Here is an 18,386-nt window from a genome sequence, read left to right as displayed (position 1 = left end):
GCGTCGGAATCGGCGCCGGGCACTCCGGACGATCCCGCCCCGAAGATCCAATCGGCGCACCGACGGCACCCTGACGGGACCATGATGGCGGGTCAGAAACTGTTTTGCTGCATTCAGCAGGCCTTTTCACCCAATGAGGTGAAAGTAATGATCAATCAGTTTGCGAATGACGCGAAATGCCATGACGAAATGCATAACTGACCGCCTGGGCGCGATCCCGCACCGCGGTCTTCGCGAAGAGGTTGTTGATATGGGTCTTCACGGTCGCCGGGCTGACGAAGAGCGTCGCGGCGATCTCCGCGTTGGACAGGCCCTCCGCGATCAGCGCGAGCACCTGCGCCTCGCGCACCGTGAGGCCGTCCGGCAGCGGGCCACCGGCCGGCCTCGGCGGCTGCTGCGGCCCCGGCGCCGGGGCGCCCTGCGGTCCGGAGAGCCGCTCCAGCAGGCGCCGCTGCACCTGCGGGGAGAGCCCGGCCGCGCCCGAGCGCACGTCGGCGACGGCCCGGGCGATCTCCTCGGCGCCGGCGTCCTTGGTCAAGTAGCCCCGGGCACCGGCCTGCAGGGCGGGGAAGAGCGAGTCGTCGTCGGCGTAGGTGGTGAGCACCACCACCTCGGTGCCCGGGTACTGCGCGCGGATCCGCCGGGTCGCCTCGACCCCGTCGCAGCGCGGCATCCGCAGGTCCATCAGCACGACGTGCGGCGCGAACTCGGCCACCAGGCGCACCGCCTCCTCGCCGTCCGCCGCGGCCCCGACCACCTCGATACCGGGCAGCAGCCCCAGCAGCATCACGATGCCCTCGCGCACCACGGTCTGGTCGTCGGCCACCAGGACCCTGGTCGCATCGGCGGCCTCGCCGCCCATCGGCCCATTCACGCCGGTACCCGCAGCAGCACACGCCAACCTCCGTTGTCCGGACCCGCCAGCAGGCTGCCGCCGAGCAGTTCCGCGCGTTCGCGCATCCCCAGCAGACCGTACCCGCTGCCGCTGCCGGCCAACTCGGCCGACACCTTCGCCTGCGGCGCCCGGACGTTGCGGATCTCCAGCTCCACCTCGTCCGCCAGGTAGCTCAGTTGCACGCTGCAGGCCCCGCCCGGGGCGTGCTTGCGGACGTTGGTCAGCGCCTCCTGCGCGGTACGCCGCACCGCCAGGCCGGCCTCGGCGGCGAGCGGGCGCGGAGTGCCGTGCACAGTCAGCACGGCCCGCTCCTCGTGCGCCAGTTGCACCAGGAACTCGCCGACCGGGGTGAACTCGCCGCGCAGCGCGGAGAGCGCCTGCCGGGTCTCCACCAGTCCGTCCTGCGCCATCCGGCGGGCCGCCACCACCCGCTCCCGGATCTGCGCACGCTCGGCGCCGCGGTCCAGCATCAGCCGGGCCGCCTCCAGGTGGACCAGCTGCGCGGAGAGGCTGTGCGCCAGCACGTCGTGGATCTCCCGGGCGATCCTGGCCCGTTCGGCCAGCGCCGCCGTCTCCGCCTCGGCCGCCCGGGCGGCCAGTTGCTGCTCCACCAGCCGCTGCGCGGCGCCCCGGGCCTCGGCGTCCAGCCGGAGCAGGTAGCCGAGCAGCGCCAGGCCCCCCACAGTGGCCAGCATCGCCAGGTAGCCGTTGCCGCCGGCCACCGCGTACGAGCCCAGCGCCGCCGCACAGGCCGGCAGCGCCGCCGCCAGCGGCAGCCGCAGCAGGGCGTTCACCGCAACGCCGCACCAGGCGACGTTCGCCAGCAGCAGCGCCCCCCGGTCGTGCGCCAGGATCCCGAGCAGCAGCAGGCCGACCACCACCACGAGCGCCCACCCGAGCCGGCGGGCCCTGCAGGCGCGGCTCATCAGCACGAACAACGCGGTAGTGACGAGCAGTTGCAGGGCCATCAGCACGGCGGACCAGCCGGTGAACCGGCCGGTCGCGTACGTGCCCGAGACGACGGTGGTCAGCAGGGCCACCCGCCCCGCCCAGTTGAGGACCGTGCGGGGTCGGGAGCGCCTCGCGGCGTCGATGCTCGAAGGTGGCCAGCGGACCCAGGACTCCAGTGACATGTCCGGTCCTTCCGTGCTGGCGGTGGTGGCGGCGATGGCGATCAGCCGACCGCGCGCAGGCCGTCGGAGGCGCCCACCGTACGGGCCCTCCAGTTCACCACAACCCCGCGGACCAGCAGCAGCACTCCGACGGTCAGCAGCAGTGCGTTGGTGCTCTGGTGCACGTGCAGGGCCGAGCCGATGCCGTAGAGGCCCAGGCGCAGCACGATCATGCCCACCCAGGCGGCCACGGTGGCAGCGGTGCCCTTGGCCCACAGGCTGCCGTCGCCCTCCCGCCAGAGCCGGACGGTCCAGCCCCAGACGCTGCCCATCGCCACCACCATCAGGACCGAGGCCAGCAGCAGGCCGATCGCCGCCGCCTTGTGGTTCGGGTCGATCAGGTGCGGGTCGCGCAGCGCGAGCCCGCCGAGGATCAGCGGCAGCAGCCAGAAGCGCCGCTCGGTGTCGATCCGCTGTGCCCGGAACTGGCGTTGGACGACCAGGGCGACTACCGCGACGATCACCAGGATGTTGACAAGGCCACTCATCGGACTCGCTCCGTCTCACCGGAAGAGGTGTGTTGCTGACCTCTCCGACGGTACGGATCGCGGCCGCCGGGCTGATCGGCGCCAGGGTTGAACCAACGGTGGAAGGGCCCTCCACCCGGGGGTGGAGAGCCCTTCGGACCGGCAGCGGCAGACAGCCCCTACGCGTCGATGCGCGAGCGGTCCAGGGTGGCCGCCGAGTCGACGATGAACTCCTTGCGGGGCGCCACGTCGTTGCCCATCAGCAGGTCGAAGACCTGCTCGGCGGCGGCCAGATCGCCCAGGTTGATCCGCCGCAGGATGCGGTGGCGCGGGTCCATCGTGGTCTCGGCCAGCTGGTCGGCGTCCATCTCGCCCAGACCCTTGTAGCGCTGGATCGGCTCCTTCCAGCGCAGGCCCTTGCCCTGGAACTCCAGCATGGTGCGGCGCAGCTCGGCGTCGGAGTACGTGTAGTGGTACTTCTCCATGCCGCGCTTGGGGTTGGTGAGCTCGAGCCGGTGCAGCGGCGGGACCGCCGCGAAGACCCGGCCCTGCTCGACCATCGGGCGCATGTAGCGCTGGAAGAGCGTCAGCAGCAGGCAGCGAATGTGCGAACCGTCGACGTCGGCGTCGGCCATGAAGATCACCCGGCCGTAGCGGGCCTGGTCGACGTCGAAGGTGCGGCCGGAGCCCGCTCCTATCACCTGGATGATGGCCGCGCACTCGGCGTTCTTGAGCATGTCCGAGACCGAGGCCTTCTGGACGTTCAGGATCTTGCCGCGGATCGGCAGCAGCGCCTGGAACTCGGAGTTGCGGGCCAGCTTGGCGGTGCCGAGCGCGGAGTCGCCCTCGACGATGAAGAGCTCGCTGCGCTCGACGTCGTCGCTGCGGCAGTCCGCCAGCTTGGCGGGCAGCGAGGAGGTCTCCAGCGCGGTCTTGCGGCGCTGCGCCTCCTTGTGCTGACGGGCGGCGACCCTGGTCCGGGCGGCGGCGGCGACCTTCTCCAGGACGGCCCGGGCCTGCAGCTTCTCGTCCTTCTTGGCCGAGGTCAGGAAGGCCTTGAGCTCCTTGGCGACCACCGCGGCGACGATCCGGTTGGCGGCCGAGGTGCCCAGCACCTCCTTGGTCTGGCCCTCGAACTGCGGCTCGGCCAGCCGGACGGTGACCACCGCGGTGAGGCCCTCGGTGGCGTCGTCCTTGGTGATGTCGTCCTCGGCGACCCGCAGCAGCTTGGCCGCGCGCAGCGCCTCGTTGACGGTCTTGGCCAGTGAGCGCTCGAAGCCCGTGACGTGGGTGCCGCCCTTGGGGGTGGCGATGATGTTGACGAAGGAGCGCAGCGTGGTGTCGTAGCCGGCCCCCCAGCGCAGCGCGATGTCCACGCCGAGCTCACGGGTGACCTCGGTGGGGGTCATGTGACCGAGCTCGTCCAGGACCGGGACGGTCTCCTTGAAGGTCCCCTCGCCGCGCAGCCGCAGCACGTCGCAGATCGGCTTGTCGGGGGCCAGGAACTCGCAGAACTCGCCGATGCCGCCGTCGAAGCGGAAGGTGGTCTGCTCGACCTTGTCGCTCTCCGTCAGCCGCTCGTCACGCACCACGATGGTCAGGCCGGGGACGAGGAAGGCGGTCTGCCGGGCACGGCTGTGGATGCCCTCCAGGGAGAGCTTGGCCTCCTTGAGGAAGATCTGCCGGTCCGCCCAGTAGCGGATCCTGGTCCCGGTGCGGGTCCGGGGGACCTTGCGGGCCTTGGTCATGCCGCTGGCGGGGTCGAACGGGGCGTCCGGGCTCAGCTCGGTGAAGATGCCTGGGGTGCCGCGGCGGAAGCTGATCGCGTGGGTGTGGCCGCTGCGGTCCACCTCGACGTCCAGCCGGGCCGATAGGGCGTTGACCACCGAGGCGCCGACGCCGTGCAGACCGCCGGACGCGGCGTAGGAGCCACCGCCGAACTTGCCGCCGGCGTGCAGCTTGGTCATCACGACCTCGACGCCGGAGAGGCCGGTCTTGGGCTCGACGTCGACCGGGATACCGCGGCCGTTGTCGCGGACCTCGACCGAGGCGTCCTCGTGCAGCACGACCTCGATGTGGTCGCAGTGACCCCCGAGCGCCTCGTCCACCGCGTTGTCGATGATCTCCCACAGGCAGTGCATCAGGCCCCGGCTGTCGGTGGAGCCGATGTACATACCGGGGCGCTTGCGGACCGCCTCGAGCCCCTCCAGGACGAGCAGGTGCCGAGCGGTGTAGTTGGATCCGTCATCCGCGGCGCGCAGGGCGGGCGGCACGGTCGTTTCGGCACTCACGCGGTGCACTCCTCCAATGAGAACTTCTGATCTCGATCCCGGCGGCGGTTCCAGCGGCGGTCGCTGTCCGGAGCGGCGCGACCGCACACTGCCGCACTCCGCGCCCGCTGCACACTCCGCACACGCCCCGCAGCTTGTACGCGCTGCGCGAACACGGGCCAGGACCGGGCTGTCGCGCCGAAGCGCCATCTCACCCCTGCCCCGCGGGTCCTGGCGGACCGTCGAACGAACCGCGAGCTCTGGAACTGCCGAGATGCAGGCTACCCGGGCCCAGGACGGGGCTTATGCTCCAACCCAGTAGAGGATTATGCTACGCCCACCCTCGGACAACAGTTCGATGGAATGTTCGAATGATCGACAGGTCGCGGTTTCCGGCAGGCATGAACCACCGGCGCCCGGGGCACGTCCTCATCAACACAAGCAGAATCCTCAAAGAAGAAAAGCCACGAGCGGGAACGTTTTCGGCCTGGTTGGATGTTGACCCTGGTACGACAGCTCGTCGAGCTAGAGAAGAGGCGACGTGACTACTGTTCTGACACCTGCGAGCCCGCTCACCGCGGCTGACCGCTGCGACCGCTGCGGCGCCCAGGCATACCTGCGCGTCGTACTGGCGAGTGGCGGAGAGCTGCTCTTCTGCGCCCACCATGGGCGTAAGTTCGAGCCGGAGCTCAAGAAGATCGCTGTGGACATACAGGACGAGAGCGGTCGTCTCGCCACCACGGCGGCCTCGGCCAATACCGACGAGCGCTGATCGCGACGCTCCCATGACGGGCTGAGGTCGGCCCTTGCGGGCCGGCCACTGGGCGGCAGGCTTCACGGCCTGCCGCCCAGCGTCATACCCGCTGCTGACTCTGGGTCACCCGGCCGTCACAGCTGGCCGTTGACCGCGCCCGCCACGGCGGAGAGCCGGGTGTAGATGCCCGGGTGCGCGGCCTCCGCACAACCGGCGCCCCAGGAGACCAGGCCGACCAGTCGGCCGTTCACCACCAGCGGGCCGCCGCTGTCGCCCTGGCAGGCGTCCTTGCCCCCGCGCGCCTCGCCGGCGCAGACCATGCCCCGGGCATCGAACACCCCCTCCGGCTCACCCGAGTAGTCGGACGCGCACACACTGTCCGCGACGATCGGCACATCCACGCCGTGCAGCGTGTCGGCGTAGGTGGCGTGGCCGGTGGTGTCACCCCAGCCGTAGACCTGCGCCCGGGTACCGACCGCGTACGGGCTCTGGTCGCCCTGGGCGACCATCGGCAGCACCGGGACACCGGCCTGCGGCACGGCCAGCGTGAGCACCGCCACATCCTGCATGTTCTGCTGGAACGAATACTGCGGATGGATCCAGACACTCGACACCTCGATCTCCGTGCCGGTGTCCTTCCTGGTCAGATCGGTCCGGCCGACGATCACCCGCAGTCGCGGCCGATCGGTCTGCCGACCGGTGCTCTCGTCGTAGAAGCAGTGCGCGGCCGTGACCACCTTGGTCGGCGAGACCAGGGTGCCGCCGCAGAACTGCCCGGAGCGGGCGCTGCCGAACTGGGTCTCGCTGGCGATCGCCACCACCCACGGATACTGGGCCGTGCTGGTCACCATGCCACCCACGATCCGCCGGTCGGCCTGCGCCGGGGTGGCCCCCAGCGAGACCAGCGCGGCCGGAAGCGCCGCCAGCACGGCCAGCGCCATCGCCCGGCGCCGCCGGCTCCGATCGAATCCGCGGGGGCCGGGCGGGATGGACGAGTTGGACATCACAGGGCGCTCCGGGCGACTCGACGGCAGGCAACCGCCACAGAGTAGTCAACAGATCACCTTGAGTGGGCATGAACTGGCGTTCAAGCACTCGGACGAGGGACCTGCGACACGGCTGGATGACGCGGATGACGCACCGGAGGCCCGGGGCGTGTCGCCCCGGGCCTCCGGTGTCCTGCCTGTGGTGCTCTTGCCCGACCTAGTCGAGGTAGTCGCGCAGCACCTGGGAGCGCGACGGGTGACGCAGCTTGGACATGGTCTTCGACTCGATCTGGCGGATCCGCTCACGGGTGACCCCGTAGACCTTGCCGATCTCGTCCAGCGTCTTCGGCTGACCATCCGTCAGGCCGAAGCGCATCGAGACCACGCCGGCCTCGCGCTCGCTGAGCGTGTCCAGGACCGAGTGCAGCTGCTCCTGGAGCAGGGTGAAGCTGACCGCGTCGGCCGGGACGACCGCCTCGGAGTCCTCGATCAGGTCACCGAACTCGCTGTCGCCGTCCTCGCCGAGCGGGGTGTGCAGGGAGATCGGCTCACGCCCGTACTTCTGGACCTCGATGACCTTCTCAGGGGTCATGTCGAGCTCCTTGGCCAGCTCCTCCGGGGTGGGCTCGCGGCCCAGGTCCTGGAGCATCTGGCGCTGGACGCGGGCCAGCTTGTTGATGACCTCGACCATGTGCACCGGGATACGGATGGTGCGGGCCTGGTCGGCCATCGCGCGGGTGATCGCCTGGCGGATCCACCACGTGGCGTACGTGGAGAACTTGTAGCCCTTGGTGTAGTCGAACTTCTCGACCGCACGGATCAGACCGAGGTTGCCCTCCTGGATCAGGTCCAGGAAGAGCATGCCGCGACCGGTGTAGCGCTTGGCCAGCGAGACCACGAGACGGAGGTTGGCCTCCAGCAGGTGGTTCTTGGCGCGGCGGCCATCCTCGGCGATGATCTCCAGCTCGCGCTTGAGCTTGGGGGCCAGCTTGTCCGAGGCGCTGAGCTTGTCCTCGGCGAAGAGGCCGGCCTCGATGCGCTTGGCGAGCTCGACCTCCTGCTCGGCGTTGAGGAGCGGGACCTTGCCGATCTGCTTGAGGTAGTCCTTGACCGGGTCCGCGGTGGCGCCGGCGACGGCGACCTGCTGGGCCGGCGCGTCGTCCTCGTCGTCGTCGGAGAGGACGAAACCCTCGGTCCCCTCCTCCTCCTCGGTGCCCTCGGTCTCGGTCTTGGCGGCGCCAGGCAGCGCCACGTCCTCGAGCTCCTCCTCGCCGAGCAGCTCGTCCTCGGGCTTGTCGCCCTTGGCAGCGGTCTTCTTGGCAGCGGTCTTCTTGGCCGGAGCGGCGGCCTTCTTGGCGGCGGCCTTCTTGGCCGGAGCCGCGGCGGCGATCTTCTTGGCAGCGGGAAGAGCGCTCTCGGACCCGGCAGGGTCACCCAGCGAGGCCTCCACCGTCACAGCCGAAGGGGAGATCATCGCGGCGGGAGCGATCCGCACCGGCGGCCTGGTCGGGGCAGCGGGAGTACGTGTGGTGACCGCCTTGGTGGCGGTGCGCTTGGTGGTGCTCTTGGCTGCAACGCTCTTGCGCTTGGCAGCGGACGGCTCGGCCGCGCTGACCATCAGGTCCACCCCTTCCTCAATCAACACCTGGTTGAGGCTGCGCATGACGTTCTTCCACTTGGTGACCGGGATCTGATCCGCCTCGAAGGCCTGACGCACGTCGTCACCGGCGATCTGCCCCTGGGCCTTGCCCCGCTCGATGAGCGCAAGCAGTGCCGCGGACTCGGCGATCTCGGGGGGGAGCGAACGGGATGTGCTGGCCGACACGAACAACCTCTCGGACGAAGAGTGAACTCGAACCCGTACCGGACCGCCCGAGTGGGCGGGGAAGGAGCACGTGCCACAGGGCACGACGTCTGTTCCGACCGGCTCGGACTTGAGGACTGGGTTTGCAGAACGCTGGGATTGTGGACGGCAGCAGCGCCGCAGACCAACACAGCATTCTGACATGGCGCGGTATTCCGGAGCTGCTTCCGCTCCGTACATATCGCTGCCGCTCCCCAAGTGTTACGCATGCCGGTCGTGGTACAGGTCACACGCCGTCGAGAAGGCGGTCCAGGACGCCCCGGACCGAGCGCCGGAGCTGCTCGCGGACCCGCTCGCGCCGGTGATCGGGAACGCCGCGAGCCCTCCGGCTGCCTCCGCGGCTTCGCGCGGGACGACCGGAGGGCTCTGCTCGCTCCCAGCGGGTCCGTGGCCGTCCCCGCTCAGTGCTCGCGCGGGGCGGGCACCGAGTGCTCGACGTCCGGGTGGACGGTGGTCAGCAGGGCGCGCATCGCCGCCTCGGCCGCCGTGCCGTCCCCGGTTCCAAGGGCGTCGACCAGGCGGGCGTGCACGCCGACCGAGGAGTCCGAGGGGCGCTCGCACGCGGTGGCCGGGCCGCCGGAGACCTGCAGCGAGGAGCCGACGATGCTGGAGAGGTGTTCCAGCATCCGGTTGCCCGCCATCTGCAGCACCAGGCTGTGCAGCTCGGCGTCGGCCCGCGAGAAGGTGATCAGATCGCCCTGGGCCACCGAGTGGCTCATGATCTCGGTCATCTCGACCAGTCGCTGCTGGACCTCCTCCCGACCGTGGCCGGCCGCGAGGCGGGCGGCCAGCGGTTCGATCGCCCAGCGCATCTCGAACAGCTCGCGACGCTGCTCGTCGCGCTGGGGACCGAAGGCGCGCCACTCGATGATGTCGGGGTCGAGCAGGTTCCAGTCGCTGACCGGGCGGACCCGGGTGCCGACGTTCGGCCGGGCGCTGACCAGGCCCTTGGCCTCCAGCACGCGCAGTGACTCGCGCACGACGGTGCGCGAGACCTCGAAGCGCTGGCCGATCTCCTCCGGGACGAGCGGGCGGTCGGCGCCCAGGTCACCGGAGACGATCATCTGGCCCAGCTGCTGGACCAGCTGTCCGTGCAGCCCGCGGCCGCGGCTGCTGGTGGTCTTGCGGCCGACCCGGGCGAGGTCGCCGTCGCCGCCGTCCCATCGGGGGACAGGGGGCGTGGGCCGATCGGCGTAGGAAAAACGGTCGAGCTCGCCAGCGCCGGGGGCAGCGGCCTCGGCGGGGCGAGCGACGGTCATGGCAGGGTGCGCAAGGGTACTCACACGTCCTTTGTCGGCGATCGGTGGGCCCGGCTTGAGAATTCTCGTGAAAAGCACACGAAAGGGTGATCGCCCATGACTGGATAATTGACTTCTTATCAGGAAGAAACGGCTATACCGGTCATGACTGATGGGATGATTGACGACCTGTCGCGTCAGAGCGAGCGGCGGCGCGCCTGGGAGAACAGACAGCCCAGCACGAGCAGGGTGACCGGCGCCAGCAGGGCCAGCAGGGCCAGCACGGCGAGCGGTTCGACCGTCCCGGACAGCCCCGACAGGCCGAACAGCTCGATCGGCGAGGTGAGCGCACCCGGCGCCGAGAGGGCCGGGCGGAGCCCAGCGCCGCTGCCGTAGAGCTGGTCAAGACCGTGCTGGAACGGCAGCGCCTCCTCGGCGCGGATCGCCCACCCCGCGCCGGCGCGCTCGACCAGCGCCCCGGCCACGGGCTCGATCAACGTGGGCAGCGCGCAGAGCAGCAGGAGGCCGGCCACGGCGCTGCGGGTCAGCGCGGCCGCCAGGACGCCCGTCCAACCCGCCACGACCACCAGCGCCACGAAGGTCACCAGCACCAGGAGCGGGCGCTGGTCGGCACGCAGCAGCGCCGGAGTGTAGAGGCGGGCGGCCGAGGTGGCGTGCGGCAGGGCGAAGCGGACCACCACGGTGTCCACCAGGAGCGACAGTGTGGCCAGCGCCGCCGCGACCAGGGCGTTGACGGCGAGCTTCGCCGCGATCAGCCGCAGCCGGCTCAGATACCGGACCTGCGAGGCGGCCAGACCCGGATGCCGGACCTCATGACCGAAGGCGAGCGCACCCAGCGCCCCGGCGGCCAGCGCGGCGAGCGGGATCGGCAGCAGCGGGACGGCGGCGGTGATCAGTCGGATCCCGGCGGCCACCGGCAGCGGGCCGGGCGCCGCCTGTCGGGAGGCCACCGCCGCCACGGTCGCCTGGGCGAGCAGCACGGCGGCGAGGATCAGCCAGGTCGAACGGAGGCCGAGCAGCCGCCGCCCCTCATAGGCCAGGACGCGCACGGGATCACCCGTTCCAGTGGTCGGGCCCGGTGAGGGGCTCGGGGATGAGGTCGGTTTCCGGGCCCGTGACGGCGGCCAGTGCGACGGTCTGGGCGAGAGCCGAAGCAGGAGTCGGGGTGGGCGGGGCAAGCGGGGCAGGCGGGGCGAGGGGGATCACCGCGGCACGGGCCGCGGTGATCTGGAGCGCCCTCGGCGCCGGCTGCTCCACGACCCGGTCGGCCAGCTCATGCAGCAGGATTCCGCTGCGATAGGCCAGCTCCCCGATCTCGGTACGGCCCAGGCCGCTCACCGCGATGTCCGTCCCGCCGCCCTGCCGGACCTGCCCGCCCTGGGCCCGCACCAGGTCCGCCAGGCGGGCCATCTGCGGCCCGCGCACCGCCACTTCGGGGTGCAGCCGGGTGCGGCGGAACTCGCTGATCGGCTGGTCCGCGACCATCCGCCCGCCGTCCAGGGTCACCACCCGGTCGGCCAGCAGGGCGGCCTCCCGCGCGCTGCGGGTGGTGACCAGCACCGTGCCGCCGCCGGCCGGGAAGGCTCGCAGGAAGGCGTGCAGCCATTCGGCGTTGCGCGGGGACAGGCCCTCGGTGGGGGCGTCGAGCAGCAGGGTGTTCGGTTCGCCGAGCAGGGCCGCCGCCAGCTCGAGACGGCGGCTCATGCCCGGGGAGAACGACCGCAGGCGGTGGTCGGCAACCGTCGCCAGCCGGGTCTGCTCCAGCAGTTCCTCGGCCCTGCGGGCGGAGGCGCCGACTGCGGCGGCCAGCATCCGCAGGTGGCCCCGCGCCGTGCGGTCCGGGTTGCCCGGCGCCCGGTTGACGCTCGGCAGCAGGACCCCGACCTCGCGCTCCGGGCGGCGCAGGCGGCGATAGGTCCGCCCGTCGAAGAGGGTCACGCCCTGGCCGCGCTTCTCCAGCTCCAGCATCAGGCGCAGCGCGGTGGTCTTGCCGGAGTCCTCGGGGCCGAGGAGTGCCAGGACGGTGCCGGGCCTGACATCGAATCCGAGATCGAGCAGCGCCGGGCGACGGCCGCGGCGGTAGACCTTGGTGAGGCCGTTGGCCTGGATCATCACTGGCTGCTCCCGCTTGCTCGGCTGCCCTGGCGTGGGGCGACACGGGTCGCCCCGGTTCCAGCACCCTAGGGCGGGCCGTGGGAGAAACCGGGCATTGCGGAAGCGGAACGGGCCACTCGGGGCACCGGCTCACTCGATCAGGGGACAGCGCCGGTCAGGACTCCGGGCGGAGCATGGGCGGGTTGAGCACGGTGGCCCGGCCCGCGGTGAACAGCTGGGCCGGGCGGCCTCCCTGACGGGTGGTGGTGCCGCCGGAGGGCACCAGGAAGCCGGGCGTGCCGGTGACCTTGCGGTGGAAGTTGCGCGGATCCAGCGCCACACCCCAGACCGCCTCATAGACCCGGCGCAGCTCCCCCACGGTGAACTCCTTGGGGCAGAAGGCGGTGGCCAGCGCGGAGTACTCGATCTTGGATCGCGCCCGCTCGACCCCCTCGGCGAGGATCAGCGCGTGGTCGAAGGCGAGCGGCTCGCGGTCGGCCGGGCTCGGCACCGGGCCGAGCAGTTCACTGACCGGTGCCCAGCGGGCGCCGCGGGCATCGCCGCCCGGCCTGGGGGTCGGCAGGTCGGGTGCCAGGGCGAGATGGGCCACACTCACCACTCGCATCCGGGGGTCCCGCTGCGGATGGCCGTAGGTGGCCAGCTGCTCCAGGTGGGCGCCGGAGGCGTCCTGACCGGACGTCGCGTGGGCGCGCAGGCCGGTCTCCTCCGCCAGTTCGCGGGAGGCCGCCTCGCCGAGCCCCTCGTCGGGCCGCACAAAGCCGCCGGGCAGCGCCCAGTAGCCCTGGAAGGGCGGCTCGCCGCGGCGTACCAGCAGCGCGCAGAGCTCGTGCTCCCTGACAGTCAGCACCACCAGGTCGACCGTGACTGCGAATGGGGGGAAGGCCGACGGGTCATAGCGCGACATGACGGCGATCATAGTCGTCTTTCTGACGATAAACACGAGGCTGTGCGCTTTCGGATGCGGGCGGTCACCGTGACGCGGCGACTGCCGGATCAGCGGGCGCCCAACTGGAGGTCGGGGGACGCCTCCTCCACCACCGCCACCCCGATCCGGCTGACCCTGACCGAGAACGGCTCCCCCGCGACCCGCAGCCCGGACAGCTCGAGCTCCCCCAGCGGCGCGGTGCTGGCCGGTCTGACTATCACGCGGCGGGCCGGCACATCGGGTCGGACGCCTGCCAGCGCGAAGACCGCGTGTGCGGCGGCGGCCGAGGAGGCGGCGGCCGGCCGGCAGGCGGCGGGGTGCGGGACGGGCGGGCAGTCCGGCATCCGCTGCTCCCCGGCGTACATCTCCGGCAGGCGCCCGCCGACGTGTGCCGACGCCGCCAGCAGCCCCTCGAGCAGCGCACCGGCCTCGCGCTCGAACCCGGCCTCCGCCAGACCGGACACCGCCAGGGCGGTCTCGTGGACCCGCACGGCGCCGCTGCGGTGGCCCAACGGGTTGAAGCGCGCCGACTTGGAGCTGAGCGTGCGCAGTCCCCACCCGCAGTCCAGCTCCGGCGCCGCCAGCCGCTGGGCCAGCAGCCTGGTCTGCTCGCGGTCCAGCAGGCCTGGCAGGGCGGCGCCTTCGGCCCCGAGACCGAGATCCAGCAGGTGCACGAGGGAACTCGCGACAGCGGGCAGGGCGCGGTCGTCCGCGGTCAGCGCGGCGGCCGGCCGGCCGCCCGAGAGGTCGTCGACCCAGAACCGCTCCCTGAAGCGGCCGCGCAGTCCGGCCGCCCAGTCCCGCCACTGCGCCGCGCCGGGACGGCCGAAAGCCTCCAGCAGCTCTGCCCCGTGCAGGGCGGCGCGGTGTGCCTGGGCCTGCACCTCGCAGCGGGCCGCCGGGGGATAGCCGGTCCGGTCGTCGGCGGCCCGCCCGAGGTCGGTGACGAAGCCGTCGACCGGACTGCTCTCCGTGGTCGCCCGCAGCGCGGCGAGGGCACGCTCGGCGGCCGGGAGCAGCTCGGCGACCTCCGGTCTCGACAGTCCCCAGCGCCAGGCCTCGGCCAGCACTGTGACGAAGAGCAGGGTGGCCTCGGTGGCCGTGCAGGAGGGCGGCAGTTCGGGGCCGGCGTGGCGCAGCGCCCCGGGGATCAGGCCCTCGGCCCGGGGGGACGGGCCGGTGGCGTTCTGCTGGCGGCGGGCCAGCGCTCGCAGCGTCCCGGCGGCCAGCCTGGTGCCCAGCGGGAGCGTGAGCCGGGCCGACCACAGGGCGTCGGCGGCGGCAAGGCCGAATCTCCAGGGCGCTCCCGAGGCGGTGTACAGATCGGTCGGCCGGTCGGAGTCCGCGAGGACCAGGCCGCCCAACGCGTCCAGCGAGCGCCGAACGAGCAGCTCGGCGCGCGAGTCGTCGCAGCGGATCGCCAGATCCGGCCAGGGCAGCGGGACACCCGTGCCCCTGCCGATCGGGGGGCGTACCGCGGTCGGGGCGGTCTCCAGCTCGACCCGGAGTTCGACGGACCATCGGGCCCCGGGCTGCACCTCCAGATCCCAGCGCAGCACGCCGGCGCCGGCCAGCACCGCGTGCGGTGAGGGTCGGGCGGAGACCACCGCGCCGTGCCCGCGGCCCGCCCAGCGCAGCCCGGCTGACTGGACCTGGCCCGGGACATCCGGAGAGCGCTGGCCCGCCGCGATGTCGGCGAGGTTGCCGAGGTCCGTGCCGAGGGTGATCTCCAGCGGCAGACGGGCCGGTCGGCTGCCCGCGTTGCGCACGGTGATCGTCTCCACGCCGTCGGCGTGCCGCAGCCGCTCCACCGTCAGCGCCGGGTCGGGATCCATGTCCCCGGGGGTGCGGACCGCGGCCAGGAAACGGGCCTGGGCGGTGGTGGAGAGGTCGCCCTGGAGCGCGAGCGGCTCGATCCCGCCCAGCCTGAGCTCCATCCTGCTGAGCGTGCGGATGCCGGATCGAAAGAACCCGTGCAGCCCCTCACCGCGCAGCTGCCCGTCGGGGCCGGAGGCCGCCATCGCGGGGGCGTTGACGCAGAGCACGTCACCGTGGGCGGAGACCGACTGCCTTCGCGCCTGCGGGGCGGGACGAGCGGGGCCGGTGGCCATCGGCTCGGCCCGGCCCGCGGACATGGGCCGGGACCCGCCGACCGTCTCGGCCGGCAACACAGTCTCTGCTGGCCTGGGGGCCGTCACCGGGTTCTCCTCCTGTCGGTGGGCAGGACGGGCCCGTGGGCCACGGCTGCCGTGGGTCGTCCTGCGTGCGCTCGGATCCTCCCGAGCCGTCCGCCGCGGAACACCGGCGTCACGGTAGGGCAGATCGGGACGGACCCGGCCACCGCTCCCCCGCGCGGGGCAGCACCACGCACAGTGGGCTCGGCGGTGCCCCGCAGAGTGAACGCGGCGCACCGGGCGCAGGTCACGCCCAAGGTGTCTGCGGCTCCGATCAGTTGTCCGTGCGGTGCCGCATTCGGTGGGCCTCGGTGCCCGCCGCTGCGTCGGAAGGGGGCCGGCCACCAGCTGCGGACGGCCCCGGCGCTGGTCGGTTGCCGTCAGGATACGGTGCCGGGGTGGCGCCTCCTCCATCGGAAAGACCTCCGAGCGGCGCCGGGGTACACCCGTGACCAGCGCGGGTGTCGCGCGCGGCAGTTGTGGCCCGACGCGACGGCCCAGCACATCGATTACAGACCGAGGAGCCTCATGTCCGTCGTCAGCCGGCAGCCCGGGATCGTCCTGACCGATCATCTGTTCCAGGTACCGCTGGACCACCAGGCACCGCAGGGTGAGCAGATCGAGGTCTACGCGCGGGAGATCGTGGCAGCGGGCAAGCGGCGGGCGGACCTGCCGTGGCTGCTCTTCCTGCAGGGCGGGCCGGGTGGCAAGGCCGGGCGCCCGCTGGGCCGGGACGCCTGGCTGGACCGGGCGCTGGACGACTACCGGGTGCTGCTGCTCGACCAGCGCGGCACCGGTCGGTCCACCCCGGCCACGCGCCAGACCCTGCTGCTGCGCGGCAGCGCGCAGGAGCAGGCGGACTACCTGGCGAACTTCCGCGCCGACTCGATCGTCCGCGATGCCGAACTGATCCGCCGTCGGCTGATCGGAGAGCAGGGGAAGTGGAGCCTGCTCGGTCAGAGCTTCGGCGGCTTCTGCACCCTGACCTACCTGTCGCTCGCGCCCGAGGGCCTGCGGGAGGCCATGGTGACGGGCGGCCTGGCCGGCCTGCGGGCCAGCGCGGCGGACGTGTACCGGGCCGCCTACCCGCGCGTGGCCCGCAAGAACAAGGGCCACTACGCCAACTACCCCCAGGACGTCGAGGCGGTGCGCCGGATCGCCGAGCACCTGGTCGCGGCGCCGGCCCGGTTGCCCGGCGGCGGACTGCTGACCGTGGAGGCCTTCCAGTCGCTCGGCCAGCTGCTCGGTGCCGGCAGCGGCTCGGCCACGCTGCACTACCTGCTGGAGGAAGCCTGGGTGCGCGGCAGCGCGGGCCTGGAGCTCTCCGACACGTTCCTGGCCGGGGCCCAGGCCAAGCTCTCCTTCGCGGAGGGACCGCTCTACGCGGTGCTGCACGAGTCCATCTACGGGCAGCGCTCGGTGGACCCGGGGGCGACGGACTGGGCGGCCGAGCGCGTGCGGAAGGAGTTTGCGGACTTCGACGCCGCGCAGGCGCTGGAGGCCGGGACTCCGGTGCACCTCACCGGGGAGATGATCTACCCCTGGATGTTCGAGACCGACCCGGCTCTGCGCCCCTTGCAGGGAGCCGCCGAGCTGCTCGCCCAGCGCACCGACTGGCCCGACCTCTACGAGCCCTCGGTGCTGGCGGCCAACCAAGTCCCGGTGGTGGCGGCTGTCTACCACGACGACATGTACGTGGACACGGCCGATTCGCTGGCGACAGCGGACGCCGTGCGAGGGCTGCGGACCTGGGTGACCAACGAGTGGGAGCACGACGGTCTGCGGGTCAGCGGCACCCAGGTCCTGGACCGGCTGATCCGGATGAACCACGGCGAGCTGTAGCGGCCGGCGGCCGAACGGGCGGCGAGGGGCACGGTGGCGGCCGGCCGGCCGGGTGCGCGCGCGGTAGCGCCGCTGCGGCGCCGCCAGCGCGAGTCGGAGCAGCACGGGAAGCCTGTGCCGCAGGGTCGTCTTGGGGTACCTGGTCATCTCAGGCTCCGATCGAGGAGTCACGGATCTTGCGGGGGTGTCGGCGCCCGCCCCAGCCGGCCGGGCGGGCGAAGCGGTGGCCGGGAGCTGCCGGGGCGGCCGCCGCGCTGGTGGCGGCGCCCGGCGGTGTGCCCGGATCCGGCGGCCGCGTCGTGGCGTCGGGGAGCCGCGGCGGCAGCGGGCCACCGCCCTGGCGTTGGCCCGGGATGCGCCGGCCGGGCAACGGCCCGCCCGGGCCGGCGCGATCGGCGGCGGCCTCGCCGGGGCTGCCGGCACCCGAGGAACCCACGGCTCCGGGCTCCCGCCCGACCGGAGTCCTCGCGGGGCCGGTGGCGATCGGGGGTGACGCCGCCTCAGGTGGGTCGCGCCGGGAGCGCGCCGCCCGGACGGTTTCGAGGAGTCGGTCGGGCTCCAGGCCACCGTTGAGCGAGCGGTACAGCAGCTGGGCGAGCGTGTAGTCCGGATCCAGATCCAGCGCCTTGGCCAGCACCACCCGACTTGTGGCAACGTCACCCGCCAGCCATGCCGTCCAGGCCAGCAGCGTCAGCGGCGCTGCCGCGTACTCCTCGAACGGAGGCACGCAACGCCGTGCCAGGCAGCGCCACAGCCGCTGGGCGCAAGCGAGCTCGTCCGGCTCGGCGTACTCGGCGGCGCGGTCGCGGCTGAGCTTGTCCTGCAGGCCCAGGATCAACCGGGCCGCGCGATCGTCGTCCAGTTGCAGCGACCCCGCGCGGAACTCGGCCATCACCTCCGCCAGCAACTGGGCGGTGTCGTCGAGCAGTTGTGCCAGGCCGCCGGGCCGGTCGATGGCCGCCAGCAGGACCGCCGTCCACCGCTCCAGAGCCTGCCGCTGGGGCTCCTGGGCAGGCGGCCCGATCGGGGTGAGCGCCTCCGTGATGGCCTTGCGGCTGCCGCGTGGCGCCAACCCGGCGAAGGTCGCGGCGGCCACCGCCGGACCCGGGTCCAGACCGGAGTGCACCGGCGTCCCCCGCGGGTCGCAGCAGGCCGGATCCGCGCACAGGTAGGACCACCAGCGGCCGTCGGAGAGGCAGAGCGCCTCCTTTACCGGCAGGTCCAGGGCGCGGAACGCCTGGACCAGGTGATCCGCGAGTGGGCGCAGCCAACCGGTCACCGCGGCCGCGCCGGGACTCGAATCCCGGCACAGGTAGAGCAGCACGGCCGCCGGTCGCCGATCGCGCGCCGTGGAGAGCTCCAGCAGCAGCCGCGCGCTCTCCTCGGCGATGAAGGGCCAGTCGCGCGGATCCTCGGGGATGTCGAGCCGGATCACCCCGCCCTGGCGGAAGGACGGGCCCTGCAGGCCGACGGCGACGACGCTGTCGTCGGGGAAGAAGCCCAGCAGGTAGGGCAGCATCGCGGCCATGTCGGCCGGGCTGCGCATCCTGACCGGCAACGGCTCGGGAAGCCGGCCACCGGGCGAGGGGGTCGAGGGAGTCGAGGGAGTCGCGTCGTCGTGGTTCATGGCCGAAGCGTGCAGCCGCTTCGGCCACACGGTCCG

Annotated in this window: 13 protein-coding genes and 1 pseudogene; 2 read left to right on the top strand and 12 right to left on the bottom strand. The window is 72.4% G+C overall.

Features of this window, described 5'->3' with window-relative positions; all coding sequences use genetic code 11:
* Positions 1–151 precede the first annotated feature (151 nt).
* From P3T34_RS26865 to P3T34_RS26850, 4 genes are all read right to left on the bottom strand, one after another.
* Positions 152–862 (bottom strand): response regulator transcription factor, encoded by a 711-nt coding sequence (locus tag P3T34_RS26865; protein ID WP_280672417.1) that lies wholly within the window; start codon positions 860–862, stop codon positions 152–154.
* Between the two features lie 8 nt (positions 863–870).
* On the bottom strand, positions 871–2,028 hold the full coding sequence (locus P3T34_RS26860) for a histidine kinase (RefSeq protein WP_280668604.1): 1,158 nt from the start codon (positions 2,026–2,028) through the stop codon (positions 871–873).
* 41 nt (positions 2,029–2,069) lie between these two features.
* Complete coding sequence (locus P3T34_RS26855; protein ID WP_280668603.1) at positions 2,070–2,555, bottom strand: CcdC protein domain-containing protein; 486 nt, start codon at positions 2,553–2,555, stop codon at positions 2,070–2,072.
* A gap of 158 nt (positions 2,556–2,713) precedes the next feature.
* Positions 2,714–4,825 carry a DNA topoisomerase IV subunit B gene (locus P3T34_RS26850; protein ID WP_280668602.1) on the bottom strand — a complete coding sequence of 704 codons (2,112 nt, stop codon included), beginning with the start codon at positions 4,823–4,825 and terminating at the stop codon, positions 2,714–2,716.
* A gap of 520 nt (positions 4,826–5,345) precedes the next feature.
* Here P3T34_RS26850 and P3T34_RS26845 point away from each other — a divergent pair.
* Positions 5,346–5,576 carry a hypothetical protein gene (locus tag P3T34_RS26845; RefSeq protein WP_280668601.1) on the top strand — a complete coding sequence of 77 codons (231 nt, stop codon included), beginning with the start codon at positions 5,346–5,348 and terminating at the stop codon, positions 5,574–5,576.
* A 116-nt stretch (positions 5,577–5,692) separates the two neighbouring features.
* On the opposite strand, the gene P3T34_RS26840 is transcribed toward P3T34_RS26845, so the two are convergent.
* The 7 genes and pseudogenes from P3T34_RS26840 to P3T34_RS26810 form a co-directional block, all read right to left on the bottom strand.
* Positions 5,693–6,562, bottom strand: coding sequence for a serine protease (locus P3T34_RS26840; protein WP_280668600.1), 870 nt, complete (start codon positions 6,560–6,562; stop codon positions 5,693–5,695).
* A 199-nt stretch (positions 6,563–6,761) separates the two neighbouring features.
* The gene (locus tag P3T34_RS26835; RefSeq protein WP_280668599.1) at positions 6,762–8,369 is read right to left on the bottom strand and encodes an RNA polymerase sigma factor; all 1,608 of its coding nucleotides are present in this window, start codon (positions 8,367–8,369) and stop codon (positions 6,762–6,764) included.
* 440 nt (positions 8,370–8,809) lie between these two features.
* Positions 8,810–9,745 (bottom strand): FadR/GntR family transcriptional regulator, encoded by a 936-nt coding sequence (locus tag P3T34_RS26830; protein WP_280668598.1) that lies wholly within the window; start codon positions 9,743–9,745, stop codon positions 8,810–8,812.
* Between the two features lie 98 nt (positions 9,746–9,843).
* Complete coding sequence (locus P3T34_RS26825) at positions 9,844–10,716, bottom strand: hypothetical protein (protein ID WP_280668597.1); 873 nt, start codon at positions 10,714–10,716, stop codon at positions 9,844–9,846.
* 4 nt (positions 10,717–10,720) lie between these two features.
* A complete protein-coding gene (locus P3T34_RS26820; RefSeq protein WP_280668596.1) occupies positions 10,721–11,779 on the bottom strand; it encodes an ATP-binding cassette domain-containing protein in 1,059 nt (352 codons plus the stop codon).
* Between the two features lie 157 nt (positions 11,780–11,936).
* Positions 11,937–12,686, bottom strand: a pseudogene (locus P3T34_RS26815) (NUDIX domain-containing protein); the annotation flags it as partial.
* A gap of 89 nt (positions 12,687–12,775) precedes the next feature.
* The gene (locus P3T34_RS26810; RefSeq protein WP_280668595.1) at positions 12,776–14,842 is read right to left on the bottom strand and encodes a glycogen debranching N-terminal domain-containing protein; all 2,067 of its coding nucleotides are present in this window, start codon (positions 14,840–14,842) and stop codon (positions 12,776–12,778) included.
* A 567-nt stretch (positions 14,843–15,409) separates the two neighbouring features.
* On the opposite strand from P3T34_RS26810, the gene P3T34_RS26805 reads away from it, so the two are divergent.
* On the top strand, positions 15,410–16,723 hold the full coding sequence (locus P3T34_RS26805; protein ID WP_280668594.1) for an alpha/beta fold hydrolase: 1,314 nt from the start codon (positions 15,410–15,412) through the stop codon (positions 16,721–16,723).
* A gap of 148 nt (positions 16,724–16,871) precedes the next feature.
* On the opposite strand, the gene P3T34_RS26800 is transcribed toward P3T34_RS26805, so the two are convergent.
* Positions 16,872–18,350: a DUF4192 domain-containing protein gene (locus tag P3T34_RS26800; protein ID WP_280668593.1), complete on the bottom strand. Its 1,479-nt coding sequence runs from the start codon at positions 18,348–18,350 to the stop codon at positions 16,872–16,874.
* Positions 18,351–18,386: the final 36 nt, after the last annotated feature.

The organism is Kitasatospora sp. MAP12-44 (assembly GCF_029892095.1).
In the GTDB taxonomy this organism is placed as follows: domain Bacteria; phylum Actinomycetota; class Actinomycetes; order Streptomycetales; family Streptomycetaceae; genus Kitasatospora.
This window is presented reverse-complemented; position numbering and strand designations above follow the sequence as displayed.